The organism is Haladaptatus rarus (genome assembly GCF_054177585.1).
In genome coordinates, this window is record NZ_JBPEHG010000015.1 from 1 (window position 1) to 13578 (window position 13578).

15 protein-coding genes and 1 pseudogene are annotated in these 13578 nt (G+C 58.6%); 9 read left to right on the forward strand and 7 right to left on the reverse strand.

All coding sequences use genetic code 11. The features are described 5' to 3' along the window. Positions 1 to 167: 167 nt before the first annotated feature. Positions 168 to 992: a helix-turn-helix transcriptional regulator gene (locus ACR3FE_RS22285; RefSeq protein ID WP_458209910.1), complete on the reverse strand. Its 825-nt coding sequence runs from the start codon at positions 990 to 992 to the stop codon at positions 168 to 170. A gap of 180 nt (positions 993 to 1172) precedes the next feature. Here ACR3FE_RS22285 and ACR3FE_RS22290 point away from each other — a divergent pair, with 180 nt between their 5' ends. From ACR3FE_RS22290 to ACR3FE_RS22320, 7 genes and pseudogenes are all read left to right on the forward strand, one after another. Beyond that, positions 1173 to 1985 (forward strand): helix-turn-helix transcriptional regulator, encoded by an 813-nt coding sequence (locus ACR3FE_RS22290; protein WP_458209911.1) that lies wholly within the window; start codon positions 1173 to 1175, stop codon positions 1983 to 1985. Positions 1986 to 2501: 516 nt separating this feature from the next. Beyond that, entirely contained in the window at positions 2502 to 2900 is a 399-nt protein-coding gene (locus ACR3FE_RS22295; protein WP_458209912.1) for a hypothetical protein, read from the forward strand. Positions 2901 to 3188: 288 nt separating this feature from the next. Next, positions 3189 to 4562 (forward strand): selenium-binding protein SBP56-related protein, encoded by a 1374-nt coding sequence (locus tag ACR3FE_RS22300; protein WP_458209913.1) that lies wholly within the window; start codon positions 3189 to 3191, stop codon positions 4560 to 4562. A 4-nt stretch (positions 4563 to 4566) separates the two neighbouring features. After that, the gene (locus ACR3FE_RS22305; protein ID WP_458209914.1) at positions 4567 to 4887 is read left to right on the forward strand and encodes a 2Fe-2S iron-sulfur cluster-binding protein; all 321 of its coding nucleotides are present in this window, start codon (positions 4567 to 4569) and stop codon (positions 4885 to 4887) included. Continuing rightward, positions 4878 to 5726 carry a ZIP family metal transporter gene (locus ACR3FE_RS22310; protein ID WP_458209915.1) on the forward strand — a complete coding sequence of 283 codons (849 nt, stop codon included), beginning with the start codon at positions 4878 to 4880 and terminating at the stop codon, positions 5724 to 5726. Before ACR3FE_RS22305 ends, ACR3FE_RS22310 begins: the two co-directional genes overlap by 10 nt. Beyond that, positions 5713 to 6067, forward strand: a pseudogene (locus ACR3FE_RS22315) (amidohydrolase family protein); the annotation flags it as partial. The gene ACR3FE_RS22310 and the pseudogene ACR3FE_RS22315, both read left to right, overlap by 14 nt. A gap of 339 nt (positions 6068 to 6406) precedes the next feature. After that, positions 6407 to 7702, forward strand: coding sequence for an MFS transporter (locus ACR3FE_RS22320; protein WP_458209917.1), 1296 nt, complete (start codon positions 6407 to 6409; stop codon positions 7700 to 7702). 195 nt (positions 7703 to 7897) lie between these two features. On the opposite strand, the gene ACR3FE_RS22325 is transcribed toward ACR3FE_RS22320, so the two are convergent. Then, the gene (locus ACR3FE_RS22325; protein WP_458209919.1) at positions 7898 to 8692 is read right to left on the reverse strand and encodes a helix-turn-helix transcriptional regulator; all 795 of its coding nucleotides are present in this window, start codon (positions 8690 to 8692) and stop codon (positions 7898 to 7900) included. 194 nt (positions 8693 to 8886) lie between these two features. On the opposite strand from ACR3FE_RS22325, the gene ACR3FE_RS22330 reads away from it, so the two are divergent. Both ACR3FE_RS22330 and ACR3FE_RS22335 read left to right on the forward strand, forming a co-directional pair. Further along, on the forward strand, positions 8887 to 9360 hold the full coding sequence (locus ACR3FE_RS22330) for a cupin domain-containing protein (protein WP_458209920.1): 474 nt from the start codon (positions 8887 to 8889) through the stop codon (positions 9358 to 9360). Positions 9361 to 9380: 20 nt separating this feature from the next. Then, positions 9381 to 9818, forward strand: a complete 438-nt coding sequence (locus tag ACR3FE_RS22335; RefSeq protein ID WP_458209922.1) for an ester cyclase — start codon at positions 9381 to 9383, stop codon at positions 9816 to 9818. 155 nt (positions 9819 to 9973) lie between these two features. Here ACR3FE_RS22335 and ACR3FE_RS22340 read toward each other — a convergent pair whose 3' ends face one another. The 5 genes from ACR3FE_RS22340 to ACR3FE_RS22360 all read right to left on the reverse strand — a co-directional run bounded on the left by ACR3FE_RS22340 (position 9974) and on the right by ACR3FE_RS22360 (position 13467). Further along, positions 9974 to 10726 (reverse strand): MBL fold metallo-hydrolase, encoded by a 753-nt coding sequence (locus ACR3FE_RS22340; RefSeq protein WP_458209923.1) that lies wholly within the window; start codon positions 10724 to 10726, stop codon positions 9974 to 9976. Between the two features lie 82 nt (positions 10727 to 10808). Then, positions 10809 to 11396 (reverse strand): NUDIX hydrolase, encoded by a 588-nt coding sequence (locus ACR3FE_RS22345; RefSeq protein ID WP_458209924.1) that lies wholly within the window; start codon positions 11394 to 11396, stop codon positions 10809 to 10811. Continuing rightward, positions 11393 to 11914 carry an NUDIX domain-containing protein gene (locus ACR3FE_RS22350; RefSeq protein ID WP_458209925.1) on the reverse strand — a complete coding sequence of 174 codons (522 nt, stop codon included), beginning with the start codon at positions 11912 to 11914 and terminating at the stop codon, positions 11393 to 11395. The genes ACR3FE_RS22345 and ACR3FE_RS22350 overlap by 4 nt, the downstream gene beginning before the upstream one ends. A gap of 245 nt (positions 11915 to 12159) precedes the next feature. Further along, the gene (locus ACR3FE_RS22355) at positions 12160 to 12879 is read right to left on the reverse strand and encodes a hypothetical protein (protein ID WP_458209927.1); all 720 of its coding nucleotides are present in this window, start codon (positions 12877 to 12879) and stop codon (positions 12160 to 12162) included. 234 nt (positions 12880 to 13113) lie between these two features. Further along, complete coding sequence (locus tag ACR3FE_RS22360) at positions 13114 to 13467, reverse strand: hypothetical protein (protein ID WP_458209928.1); 354 nt, start codon at positions 13465 to 13467, stop codon at positions 13114 to 13116. Positions 13468 to 13578: the final 111 nt, after the last annotated feature.

Genomic DNA, 13578 nt, shown 5'->3' on the forward strand with positions numbered 1-13578 from the left:
GTGCGTGCTCGCACCTGGTACCGAGAATTTCGTGAACTCGTCGTGAAATGTGTCGTTTACAACATCAAGCGAGCCGTGATACGGTGAAATCAAGCGCTGTATGGCGATTCACCAGAGCCCATCGCGTGAAAACGTCTCTACCGATGGGGAGAGTCGGCCTCGGTCGTTCACGCGACCGATTCCGATGGGAAGAGTTCCGCTTTCTCATCGGTGCTGATTGGTCGAGCGACGGCTCGGTATCGTTCGAAAACGGAGATGGCCCACTCGCGGGCTTCGGAGGAATCGGTATCGATGACGGCTTCGAGCATCCCTGTCTCGGCATCGTGACAGCAGAGGCCGATGCGATCGTCGAAGATACCGATGCCACACCGATCCTCGTCGGGGAGGTCGTCGTGAAGAAAGATGGTACAATTATCACATGCAGCCGCCTGTGCAACCCGTTCCGGGTTCCACGCGATGGTCGCTTCGAGGATCTGCGGGGAGTAGATGTATTCGAAGTCCATGCCGTCCACGACACTCTGACAGACGGTTTCGTTGTTGATCGACTTGAACACGGTCGTGCCAAATCCTCTCATCACGGTCGTCTCTTCGATCAGTTGTGAAATGCGTTCGACTGGCTGATACGGGTAGCCGGGACCAGGATACGAGACTACCGCGTCAGCGAACAGGTCGACGGAGAATCCCTCCATCTCACGGGGAAGCCACCGCCAGACATCACGCAGCTTCCGCTCTGTTGCCATCGCGTCGCGGAGGTTCCTGAACTGTTCGGCCACGAACTCGCCCAGCGGCGTCAGTTCGTATGTTGGCCCGTTTCTCGTGATCCATCGGCGGTTCTCGAAATCGCCGAGGATTCGCCCGAGAGTCGGCAAGGAGGCACCTGTCCCCTCCTGCAGATCCTTCCGATCGCAGGGATGTTCGGCCAGCGTGTCAAGTACCCCGACGCGGTGGTTCGAGCGCGCCAGGAACTCGATGTCCTCGATCGGAGATTCCATGCTACTATAATAGGTTATCCGGTGTGTGGCATCGCTCATCGAAATCAATGGAACCGAGCAGCGACCGTGACCCGGATACATCTAGGACGGCGACGACTGGGGGAGTTGGCGAATATATCTTTTGTGAGTCCACTTGCCGAAACTCTATATCGACCGATTCCGAATTTGGTAGCATATACCATGCCACCCTCCAATCTCCTCGGAGCCCCACTTGAGGAGCTCGAATTCCTCGCCCGGTCGCCGAATCGCGTTAGCGTCCTCGACGCACTCACCCAGGGCCCGACCGGACGATACGATCTGGAGGAAACGGCTGGTGTGACGCGAGCTACGCTTGGCCGTATCCTCGACGATTTCGAAGAACGCGGATGGGTTATCGAGGAAGACCGGCAGTACGAGACGACCCAACTCGGAGCCTACGTCTCACGAGAGATCGTGAATCTCCTGGAGAGCTTTGAGCCTGTCCCTGCACTCAACGAGGTGGCGCAGTGGTTCCCAGAGGAGGGATTCGATTTCGATCTCAAACACCTTGCTGGTGCGAAGATCGTTCGCGCCACCAGGAACGATGCACTCGCCCCGACGGCTTACATCTCGAAGCGAATCCAGACGGCCGACCGAGCACGACTCAGTACGTATTCGGTGCTTCCGGGCATCATGGAGGTGTGTTGGCGGGGAACCGTCGATGGCGATCTCGAACTCGAGAGCGTGCTCGATGGGGGTGCGTTCGATAGTTTCGGAACAGACCCGCAGATGGTCGAACGGGCACAGGAAATGTTCGAGACTGGACAGGCTGAGGTCTTTCTGTACCACGGCGACATCCCGTTTACCGTTTTCATCGTCGACGATGTGGTGTTGCTGTGTCTCTCCGGTGGTGAGGGAGCTCCACTCGCGGTGATCGAAACTGATGACGAGGTGGTTCGCTCGTGGGCCGAATCTACGATCGATGACCACTGCCGCGAGGGAGAGCAAATCGATCCATCCCTGTTCACGGCGTGAGAATCGCGCACGGTGAGCGAGACTCCCAGCGCGAATCTATACTCTACGAAAGCGCTTCTCTCCAATTAGAACATGACGGTTAGTGAACGACGACCGCAGGAAAGCGGTAGACAAACGAGACGAGGACTACCACCGTCTCTCGCACGAAGAGCAACCGCCATCGAGCCCCAGATTGGCGAATCCCCCTGGGCGAATCACGAGTATGTACGGGGGTACGCCGTGATGGTACTCCCCTTTTCCTCGGGTCATCTCCTGGCACTCCGGGTCTGGCCTCAGAGCTCTTTCGGACCATATGCGTCGGTCTGGCACCGATCGCCCGATGGCCAGTGGTCGATGTATAGCGACGGGCCATCCCTGGAGACTACCTGTCCACGCTACTGGGGATCAGTCACAGAGCGGGCAGAACTCACGAGTATCGAAGTTACGTGGAGCGGCCCGAACGAACTTCGTGTCGACATGGACGAGCCTCGGCTGGTGTGGACGATGTCTATGTCAGCACCGCCCCTCATCAGGAAAATGAACATGATAGGCGCATCGCTACCGCTCTGGACGTGGAAGCCCAGTCTACTCCTGGAAATGCGAGAATGGATTGTAAGACGATTCCTCGATATCGGTGACATCCGTCTGTCTTTCACGATGCCGAGCGGCCACGACACCGTCATCATGCCAGAAGAGGAGTACACGATCCACGAATCGGAGGCCGTCCTGGAGGGGCACTCTCTGGGCGATCCCGTTCGACTCGAGGACAATCCGACGATCGGGGACATTCCACTGCCGACCCGGGGGAGTTTCGTGTTCGGCCAGGCTCACATGCGAATTCCAGATCTCGAAGAGTACCAGCGCACACGAGAACGAATCAACGAAGACGTATTCGAAAGTACTCTGTCGGAACGACGAGACGAACCGATCGGGTAGAGGAGATCACACACTGACACGTTTTGGCTGACCATTCGGTCAGTGGGCGTCAGGACTAATTCGATTTCTAGCGGATTCGTTGAGAATTCCAGCTACCGGACGACGCTATCCGTGCATGCTTCGAGCGAGAGCGTCGGTTACGGAACGTCGAGGAGAAGGCCCCCTCTAGAGCAGGAGGATGTCAAGGTGGAGCTCTCACTTCATGGGCGATTCTCACACCGTGTAGGACTCCCAGCGCGAGTGTATATTCCGTTGTCATCGGTACTGTTACGTGCGGAGATGAGACCAATGGCAACAGACCACCACCACCACGACCACGAAATAGATGGTCCCGGCTACGCGACGCCGCAGGCCGCCATCGAACAATCAGAGTCCGAGGAGCTCGCCTACGTGATGGGGCTCTACGTCGGTACCGACGTCGACGCCCCCGACTTTCTCGCCGTCGTCGATCTCGATCCGGATTCGGCGACGTACGCCGAAATCATCGAGCGGGTCGAGATGCCCAACCGAGGCGATGAACTCCACCACTTCGGCTGGAACGCTTGCTCGTCCTCGTGTCACGTCGACGGGCTCGAGCGTCGATACCTGATCGTTCCAAGCTTTCGCTCCTCACGGATTCACATCGTCGACACGAAGCATCGGCATCATCCGGAACTCACGAAGGTCATCGAGCCGGAGGAGGTTTTCGAGTACGACCTTTCGGCACCGCACACGACCCACTGTATTCCCGATGGCAAGATCGTGATAAGTATGCTCGGGGACGCCGAAGGCGAATTGCCTGGCGGCTTCCTCGAATTGGACGAGGAGTTCGAGATCAAGGGACGGTGGGATCCGCCGGGCGAGATCGAGATGAACTACGACTTCTGGTACCAGCCACGGCACGACGTGATGATTTCCAGCGAACTCGCGGCGCCGACGACGTACTTCCCGGGCTTCGACTTCGAAGATGTCGAGGCGGGCAAATACGGCCAGCGGCTTCACATCTGGGACTGGAGCGATCGAACGGTCGAGCAGACGATCGATCTCGGCGAGGAGGGTCTGGTTCCGCTCGAAGTCCGGTTCCTTCACAGTCCAGCGGCGACCCACGCCTACGTCGGTGCGGCGCTCTCCTCGAACATGTTCCACCTCTCGAAGAACGGCGACGAGTGGTCGGCTGAGAAGGTCATCGACGTCGAGGCACGCGAACACGAAGCGTGGGACATGCCCGTACCCGGGCTCATGACAGACCTCGTGGTCTCGATGGACGACCGGTACCTGTTCTTCTCGAACTGGCTCCACGGCGATGTCCGGATGTACGACATCAGCGACCCGGCAAATCCCAGGTTCACCGACCAGGTCTGGGCTGGCGGATACTTCGGCGACCGACGGCCGATCGAGGGTGAGCGAGCGGTGATCGGTGGGCCGCAGATGCTCCAGTTGAGCCTCGACGGCGAGCGCCTCTACTGGACCACTTCGCTCCTCTCGAGCTGGGACAACCAGTTCTATCCCGAGGAGGCTGAGAAGGGGTCGGTGATGCTCAAAGCCGACGTCAACCCCCGGAAAGGAACCATGACGCTCGACGATGAGTTCCTCGTGGACTTCGGCGACCTACCGGCGGGGCCGGCACGTGCTCACGAGATTCGGTGGGCCGACGGCGATTGCACAAGCGACGTCTGGCAGTAGTGCGATGAGTAGTCACGACCTCGCGTTGGAGTGGCGGACTGGCCGCGAGGAGACAGTACGCGCGAGCGAAAGCGAAACGATCCTCGAAGCAGCGGAGTCCGCGAGTGTTGGCCTACCGTTCGGCTGTCGCACGGGTGCGTGTTCCACCTGCGTCGGTCAACTCATCGACGGAGACATCTCGTACGATCGCTCGCCACGAGCGTTGAAGGTCCGACATAGCACGGCTGGATACCTCCTGTGCTGTATCGCTCGTCCCCGGTCTGATTGCCGGATCATCGTTGGCTCGCTCGTTCAGGCCGAGCTAGTATCGAATCCATGGAAGTAAACGACCCACTCGACTCACCAACTGATGCGACACCCGATACACCGTCGCCTGGTCACCGGTACGGAACCGACGAAGAGAGATCGATTCCCCACGGTTGGCTGTTCGTCCGTCTCGGTGCTGTGATTTGTAGCGTCAGCACGTTCTCGGTGCCTGCGAGTGCACACGGTGAGGCCGAAGCAGGGCACATTCCTGTGGGTTTCGCCGTCGTGATCGGATTACCGGTCGTCGCAGGCCTCCTCGGCGGCATCATTGCGATTCGACATCGACGCATGACCCACCAAATCGAGGCCCGGAAACGAACAAGCTACGCGCTCAGTTTCTTGCTGGTCTTCCTCGGCGGCACGTTGGTATTCGCTGCAATCAGGATGAGTCTCCTGGTAGGAATCATCGGGGGAACTATTGGAGTGGCTTCGGCCGTGTGGGTTACTGGGCCGGGGACAACCACGAGATTGGAACATCCGGGTCACGCCCATCTGACGCTTGGCACGATTTGCATCCATCGACTGCTCGAAGGGATCGTCTTAGGGGCGCTCTACAGTACCGGCGCTGTCGTCGGACTGGTCGGAGCCACGACCCTCGCTGCCCACACAGCCCTCGAAACAGCCGCTGTGGGTGGCCTGTATGCGTCTCATCGAGTCCAGGCACTGGGGACGATCGTCTTCGTCCAGCTAGCCTATGTCGTGGGGGCTGTTTCAGGGTTGGTCATGACAGGTGTAATTCCTGTGTCAGTTCGGATTACGGTGCTCGCTCTCGCAGGCGGAGTTCTCCTCGTTACAGGTGTGACCGAAACGAAGCGTTCGTTGGCCACGTGGATCGCCCCAGAATCCAGTGTTCCATGACGTAGCTACGAACAAGCGGAGGATTCGGGTATCCTTTCCTCGTACGAGCGATGAGCATCGCCCCTGCGAAGATATTTGGACTATCGGAAAAAGGGACGCTCTCTCCGGGAACGGATGCGGATATCGTCGTCTTCGATCCGGAGGAAACCAAACGCATATCGGGTGATGAGAACGCTTCGAAGGGCGATTTCACCATCTACGAAGGTCGTGAAGTCACGGGCACAGTTCAACAGACGTACGTTCGAGGAGAGCGCGTCGTTGAAGACGGTGACGTGGTTGGCCGACCGGGACATGGGCAGTACGTTTCACGCTCACTTCCGCAGTGGGAACCGACGGGCTGATCTGTGCGGATATCGTGAATCAGTTGGGCGATCCGTTCGAGTATTTAAATCAGGAATTCGAAATCAATCTCTGAACACAGCAGAAGACCTCGTCGTGTCCAGAGTCAATATCGAGTTCTAATGAAAGTGTCAAAAACAACTTCTAAACTCTGTGCTCATCTTTCAGCTACCGGTAAATCTCCTCATCTCCCATGACATCGAACTCATCGCCCGTCTTGACCAGCTGAATGCCACTTCTGAAAACATGAAAAATATTTTACAGAAGCTCGATTCTGCCCCCTGACCAACAGAAGTGTATTTCTGCTTTCATTTATGGTGCCGTGACGAGTCGGTGTAGCTATGCGAGATCTGTTCAAAAACTCGGACTTCAGACGTCTGTTCATCGGACGCCTGATCACGAACGCCGGTGACAGCCTCTACGCCGTCGCCGCGATGTGGCTTGTATACTCCCTCACGGGTTCGTCGACCTATACTGGGTTGGCGGGCTTCCTCACGATGGGCCCGCAGGTGCTTCAGGTGTTCGCCGGCCCCCTCGTCGACCGATTCCCGATTCGCCGCGTCCTCGTCGCCAGCCAGGGGGTGCAGGCAGTCCTCGTTCTGACGGTTCCCGCCGCACACCTGCTTGGTGTGCTCAGCGTGGAACTCGTCCTCGTCGTGATGCCGTTGCTCTCCCTGCTCAACCAGTTCGTCTACCCCGCTCAGACCGCCGTGCTCCCACGACTGGTCGACGACGATCAGTTGACTGCCGCGAACTCCGCGTTCAGCCTTGCCTACCAGGGCACCGACATGGTGTTCAACGCGCTGGCCGGCGTCCTGGTCGCACTGGTCGGCGCTGTCACGCTATACGCGATTGATTCGGTGACGTTCGTCATCGCGGTCGCATGTTTCCTCGGCCTGCGCATTCCATCCTCCAAGGACGCCCAGGCAGACGGTCAGCGCACAGATTCCTCCAACGGGGATGCCATCGTCGCCGACGGGGGCGAACCCGCTGAGAGCTCGTATCTCGACGACCTTCGGGACGGTCTTCGATTCATCCGCCACACGCCAATGATCTGGTTCTTCGGCGCGGGCTTCGTGGCGAACGGACTCCTGGGCGCGACCTTTGCCGTCCTCCCAGCATTCGCTGATGTACATGGTGCTGTCGGGATGTACGGCTTCTTTCTTGCCGGCCTTTCGGCAGGTATACTCGTGGGTGCGGTAGTGGCGAACCGCTTGGATCACGTCCCCTACGGTCGGCTATCGATGGGGGCGTTTAGTTTCGGCGCGGTGGCGTGGGTCGCTGCCGTCGCCAGCCCGTGGGCACCGGCGACGGTCGCCCTGTTCTTCCTCGCGTCCGTCCCGATCGGGGTCACCAACGTCATCGGGGCGACGCTCGTCCAGCGCCTCGTTCCCGACGACCTCCTTGGCCGTGTGAGCGCCGCGTCCGGGAGCGCCTCGACCGCCATCTTCCCCCTCGGCGCACTTATCGGGGGTATGGTGGGGGATCTGGCTGGCGCGACTGCCGTGATGTACGCCGGTGGGTTCGGGATGCTCTGGATCGTCGTCTACGTGCTCGCGGTGCCCTCGCTTCGAACCATGCCCGCTGCAAATGAAGTGGAACCCTTCGAGCGTCCCGCTCAGCTCGTGGCGGAGTGAAGGTTGCTGAAACGCGCTTGATCGAACGCGAGCAGTTCCACTTCCGGATTTCATTCTGTTTGAGTGGGATCAACTGCTCCCAGTCGATGTGATCGGCTCGATAGGCGACTACTCCTCATCGAATACAGACACCGACTCCGGCTTATTCTCCTTATCGCCATATGTCGATTCGATCACGCCAGTCTGATCACACGATCAGGATGAGAAAGCGTCGGCGTCTAGCTGTCGGGATTCATCCTTGTACTGCTCGTAGGTTCTCTCGGCCCAATCGAGCACGGTCTTATCATCGGTTTCGATGAACGCAGGGATGAGCCCACGACCGTCGTTTAGTTCGAATCCGATGATATCGTCGTTGAGTCCAAGCGTTACCATGGAGGTGGTATCGTCGTAGAGGTACAACACGCCGCCAGCCTGCATGTAGGAATCGAGATCCGCTCTCATAGTCGGATCGGATTTGACGGTGTCGAATGCCTCGTGCGTGTAGATGCCCTCGAAGACGGGAACCGTTCGGACTAACGCTGTAACCTCCTGGGTGGCCAGTCGGTCTACTGCGGTCACGAGCATCTGGAACCGGTTCGTGCACGCCGTCATGAGTTCTACCTCGCGTCGAATCGGCGCGATGGTGTCTGTTCGCGTCGGGCGCGTGACTCGAGCGCCTGCGAGATGGCGAAGATCGAAGTCGATCTCCTCGACTGGAAGATATTCGACCACGTCGCGTAACTGGGCGGCCGTTTCCATTCCCTCGTACATCTCTTCGAATACCGTTGCGACCAACTGCCCGAGTGGGGTAAGAACGTAGTGGTTGCTATCCCTCACAACCCACCCGCGGTCACCAAACGACCGTAAGAGGCGGCTGACGGTCGCTGAAGACGAACCGCAGACCGCTCGCAAGTCTGACTGGGTTCGTGGGTTTTCACCCAGGGCTTCGAGTGCAACGACACGATGTTCCGAATCGGAGAGGTATCGGATATCTTCGAGCGCGGAAGTCACATCGTCCGAATGTAGGCCGTGCAAAATCATTACCGTTGCGTCCGGTGAAGCGTCTTCAGTCGCTGCAAACGCCTCGGTCGTTCACCAAATTCCACTAGATGCCTACATGTTTTCCGGGGCCGTACTTGCTCTTGACGGGGTGAGCCGCGAGACGCGGCAGACACTCCCGAAACGAACACAAAGAGAGGTACGATATGACCGCAGAAACACACTCACAACCGAAAGCCCAGTCGGTAGAACTCTACAAGTTCGACGGAGCTGACGTCTGGCAGGAAGGGGACGAACACGCTCGTCTACGCGGGTACTTCCCGCTCTCACCTGGCACACCGAACGCTGGCGATGTCTCCCCGGAAGACCTGATGATCGTTTGCATAGAGATCGAACCCGGAAACTATCTCCCGACCCACCGGGATAGCAACGAGGAACTTCTCGTCGTAACCGCCGGGAGAGTCGAAGCGGCTGTCGACGACGAGTCAGTCGAGCTCTCGGCGGGCGAATGTGCTGTCGTTCCCGAGATGGCCCCACACGGTCTCCGAAACGTCGGCGACGAACCCGCCCGAGTCATCGGGTTCTTCCCGAACAACGAGCTAACCGCTACGTTCGAGAAACCGCTCATGCCGTTCGAATCGAACGTCGTGACCATCGGAGGAGAAGGCGAGGCTAAATGAGGGATGGAGATTCAGAGATCATGGCAACCATCGATACAATCGAACAGCACAAGCAAAACTTCCGTCGGCTCATGGCAGCAACCCACGAGGGGGATTTAGGCATCATCGGCGAACTCGTCGATGAGGACGTCGTGACTCACGGATTCTTTGGAATGGATGCGACCAACCGCGACGAGTACAAAGAGTTCTTCATAGGGTTCGGGTCGGCCTTCGGGGATCAGGAGTTCATCATCGAAGATCTCATCGCAGAGGAAGACCTGCTCGTCGTTCACTTCTCGATCAGTGCCGTCCACCAGGGACGGATTCTGGGTATCGAGCCGACCGGGACGGCGCTGTCCTGGACCGGAACTGCAATCGACCGTTACGAAGACGGGAAGATCGTCGAGGCGTGGCTCTACCCAGACTATCTGGCTATCCTCGATCAGTTGGATGTACTTCCGGGCGGGGTCGGCGCGTGAGGAGCGCGACGTGGACGCGATGCCGGAAGTGATCCGCCTCGGGGTCACGCCCCGAGGCACTCGGCCTGTTCCGCCTGTAGACCTCGCTCTTCCGGATTTTCCATCTAACACAACAATCGTGCCAGACCCGGCACGCCACTGAGCGACGAGCCGGATCAACGCGCGAGGTCGAGCGCTGCGTCAACTTCCCCGCGCCACGGGTTACCGTGACCGGGGAGGAGCGTCACCGACCCAAGTTCTTCGAGTCGAGCGAGCGACGCCCTGGCCTCATCGTGGTCCTCGTCGGCAGCACCGAGCAGTTGCGGGTCACCCTCCTGTCCCGTGAAGATGTTCCGCGTGGCGAGCACGTCGCCACAGAACAGGACGTCGCGGTTCTCGACGAACAGCGCACACGACCCGGGTGTGTGACCGGGCGCGAAGATCACGCGCGGTTCGCCGGGGACAGAGAGGACGTCCCCATCGGCGAGCGGCTTGGCATCGGCAACCGGTTCGATGAACGTGATGCCGTCGCGGATCATCTCGATGGCGTAGACGAAGAAACCGGGCCGCCAGAGGTTTCGGTAGAACCATCCGGGGGCACTCTGTGGCTGGCCACGGAGGAGGGGCAAGTCGTCAGGATGACAGTAGACGGGCACGCCACGGTCGACCAGGCGTTTGGCGAACCCGACGTGGTCGCCGTCCGCATGGGTCAGCACGAGCGCGGCAATGTCGTCGAATTCGTAGCCATTTCTGTCGAGCCAGTCGCCGAGTTGTGGCCAGTGAGCGGGGAGCCCCGCGTCGACGACCATCAAACCGTCGTCTGCTTCGAGGACGTACCAGTTGATTCGACGCGTGCCGAACCGGTAGACGCCTTCGGCCACCTCACGATCCGTAGGATCGGTCTTGTCGTCGGTCGTCGAGGTACTCATACTATTCCTATGGATACGTTACATATAGTCATTCTCGGTTCAATTGAACGATGTGGTGGGGATTTTCCGCCTGCAAATTCCGTCAGGTCGATCTGTCGCTGAGTAGCTGCTGGATCTCCTCGGCATCCCGGCATGGTTCCGGAAAGACCTCCGCGTCGAAGAGGCCGGTTGCGCGGGTCACCCCCGGATGATCCGTGCCTTCGCGTTCGATCTGGAGTGAGCCACTCACACGATGGCCGACGAACTGAGCAACGGGGAGCGGCACGCTTTCGCCACTCGCATAGTGAAATTCGAACGTCCCGGTGTAGAGGAGATCCGTCAGCTCGATCTCTAGCCCGGTCTCTTCACGTGCTTCGACGCGGGCCGCATCCGCGGGCGTCTGATTCTTTTCGATGACTCCACCCGGCGGTTCCCAGAAGCCTGCAGGATTGTAGACGAGAACCGTCTCCTCGTGAGCCGGCGTGTAGAACAGCACAGCCGACGCAATCCCGGCAATGATCTCTAGCTGGCCGTCGACCGATCTTGGAGGCTTATCGGGATCGTGCGAGCGAGGGCCGAAGTCGAAGGATTCTATAGAGCGAGTCGTTCCCCATTCCGATTGCAGGTCGGATACGATGCGGTCGGTTCGCTCGCCAATCCGCTCACGAATGGCTGCCCACGATGCGCTCATGCGGAATCACACTTCGACGCTGTTTCGAGCGCCTGTTTGGCCTCGTTCAACAACCAGTCCAAGCTGTCCGTTCCGAATCGGTCTACATGGGTGTGTTTTATCGTATGCTCTGAAGCAGCGAATTCGTCCGGGGTGAAGAACCGGGCATCCGTCGCGTCCGACCCGGCTTCGAGCGTCCCGGTCGTCTTCGATCGCGGGACTGCATAGTCGATTCCAACCATGTACTGGTTCTCGACTGGTTCCCCCGCTTCGTCGTAGAAGTACGTGAGGTCGGCTGGGTCGACGGAGAGCCCAGTTTCCTCTTCGAGTTCGCGGGCAACTCCCTCGCGTGGGGATTCGCCGAGCGCCATCCGTCCTGACGGCAACTTCCACTCGCCGGGCGAGCGGAAGTCCTCGACGAGGAGAATGCTGTCACCATCGACCACGGCAGCACTGCCGCCGGGCGTCGGATTGTAGAACACGTAATCGTCACACGATTCACACCGATAGATCATCGGAGTCTCGACAACGGAATGCATCGGTGTGTCGACTGTGGTCACCGCTGTGCCGCAATACGGGCAGTATTCAGGTGGTTGGTTCATCGCTACCACACTACACGACTATCTGAAAGATAATTCTACCGTCGAATCATTCGTGATAGAAACAATCGGAGCCATCCCTTCCTGACTCATCGCTTCGGTCAGTACCCTTGACCTCCTCCCACGCCTGAAGAACTGGGACACGTCGCCTATTACGTCCGAATCAGTGGGTCACGCTCGTCGCCTTACTTGAGTTTGAGAATCCAGCCATCCCAACTCTTCGGACAGACCCTGCGCATACCTGCTGCGGCGTATCCTCCATCCTGAGTCTGGATGATCGCGTGCAATCGGGCGAATTCACACTCTGCTCCGAACCGTCGCTTCCACTCTACTCTGCCGGTGGCATCCGTTTTCACCACCCAGCCGTCGCTGAACCGGTCAGATCTGTCCACCGTCCCAGCGACGGCGTACCCCCCGTCGGTCGTTTGGGTGATCGAGGAAAGCGATGTCTCGCCGGGTTCGAGCAGCGTGCGTTCCCACTGTTTGTTACCGCTGGCGTCTACCTTCACGAGCCATCCGCTACTGTAACCATAGCGTGGCGTGGTGGTGCCCGCCAGCACGTAGCCGTCGTCGTTCGCCCGAGTGATATCCGCGAAGGTGTATGTCTGATCCGTTGCAGTCCCAAACGACTGTTGCCACTGTTCTGTACCATCGGTGTCCGTCTTCAGGAGCCATCCTCGCTGCGGATAGTCAGTCTCTCCTGCCAAGACATAGCCACAGTCACTCGCCTGCACGTGGGCGTTGAAATAGTTCTCCCGACGCCCGCCAGGACGAGAGTAGTCCTTTTCCCACAGTTGCTCGCCATCGGCGTCCATCTTTTGTAGCCACCCGAAATCACCGATGTCGCCTGCAATTAGATCCAGCAAACTTCCGGCAACGGTGAACTCCCCATCTGATTCTCTCACGATCGATTGGAGAGAGATAGAGAGCGCCCCTGCGTTGTAATTTTTGCTTACTTGGGACGTCCCCGAGTAATCCGTCTGCAAGAACCAGCCGATGCTCGGCGATGCTTCGCCATGATATGGAAAGCCAGGATCATCGGTAAAATACGTCTGATCGCCAGCGATTGCATACCCAGTAGAGGGAATCGAGGCTATGTCTTCAAACGACCGCTCATCAGAAAAGGTACCGCCGAACGTCTAATCCCATTCTTGGGTTCCATTTTCGTCGGTCTTTACGATCAAAGCGGCATCTCTCGCTGCCCCGACCGGTTCCGTCGATCCGACGAGGGTGAACCCACAGTCGGGAGCTTGAACGAGCGCGTTGAATCGTTCCTTGCCACCGTTCTTATCGTAGAGATGGCTCCATTCCGTCGATGGCGCGGTGCTATGTGATGTCGCCTCTGCACTGTTCATCGAGAGAAATGGGATGATTCCACCCGCACCTATGGCCTGCAGCGTTGACCGTCGGTTGGTCGTAGTTGCTTCTTGGGACTGCTGGTTGTCTGTCTCTCTTTCTGAATCGGTTGTCGTCGGTTCACTATCGGAGGGCATTTGTCCCACGGTTTCAGTTCCCAGCAACCCGAGAAAAATATACTGGCCGATACCGTGGGAATATCAGATATGCCCGTGTGCCGGTGTATTGTTGCCTTATCACACCTGCGG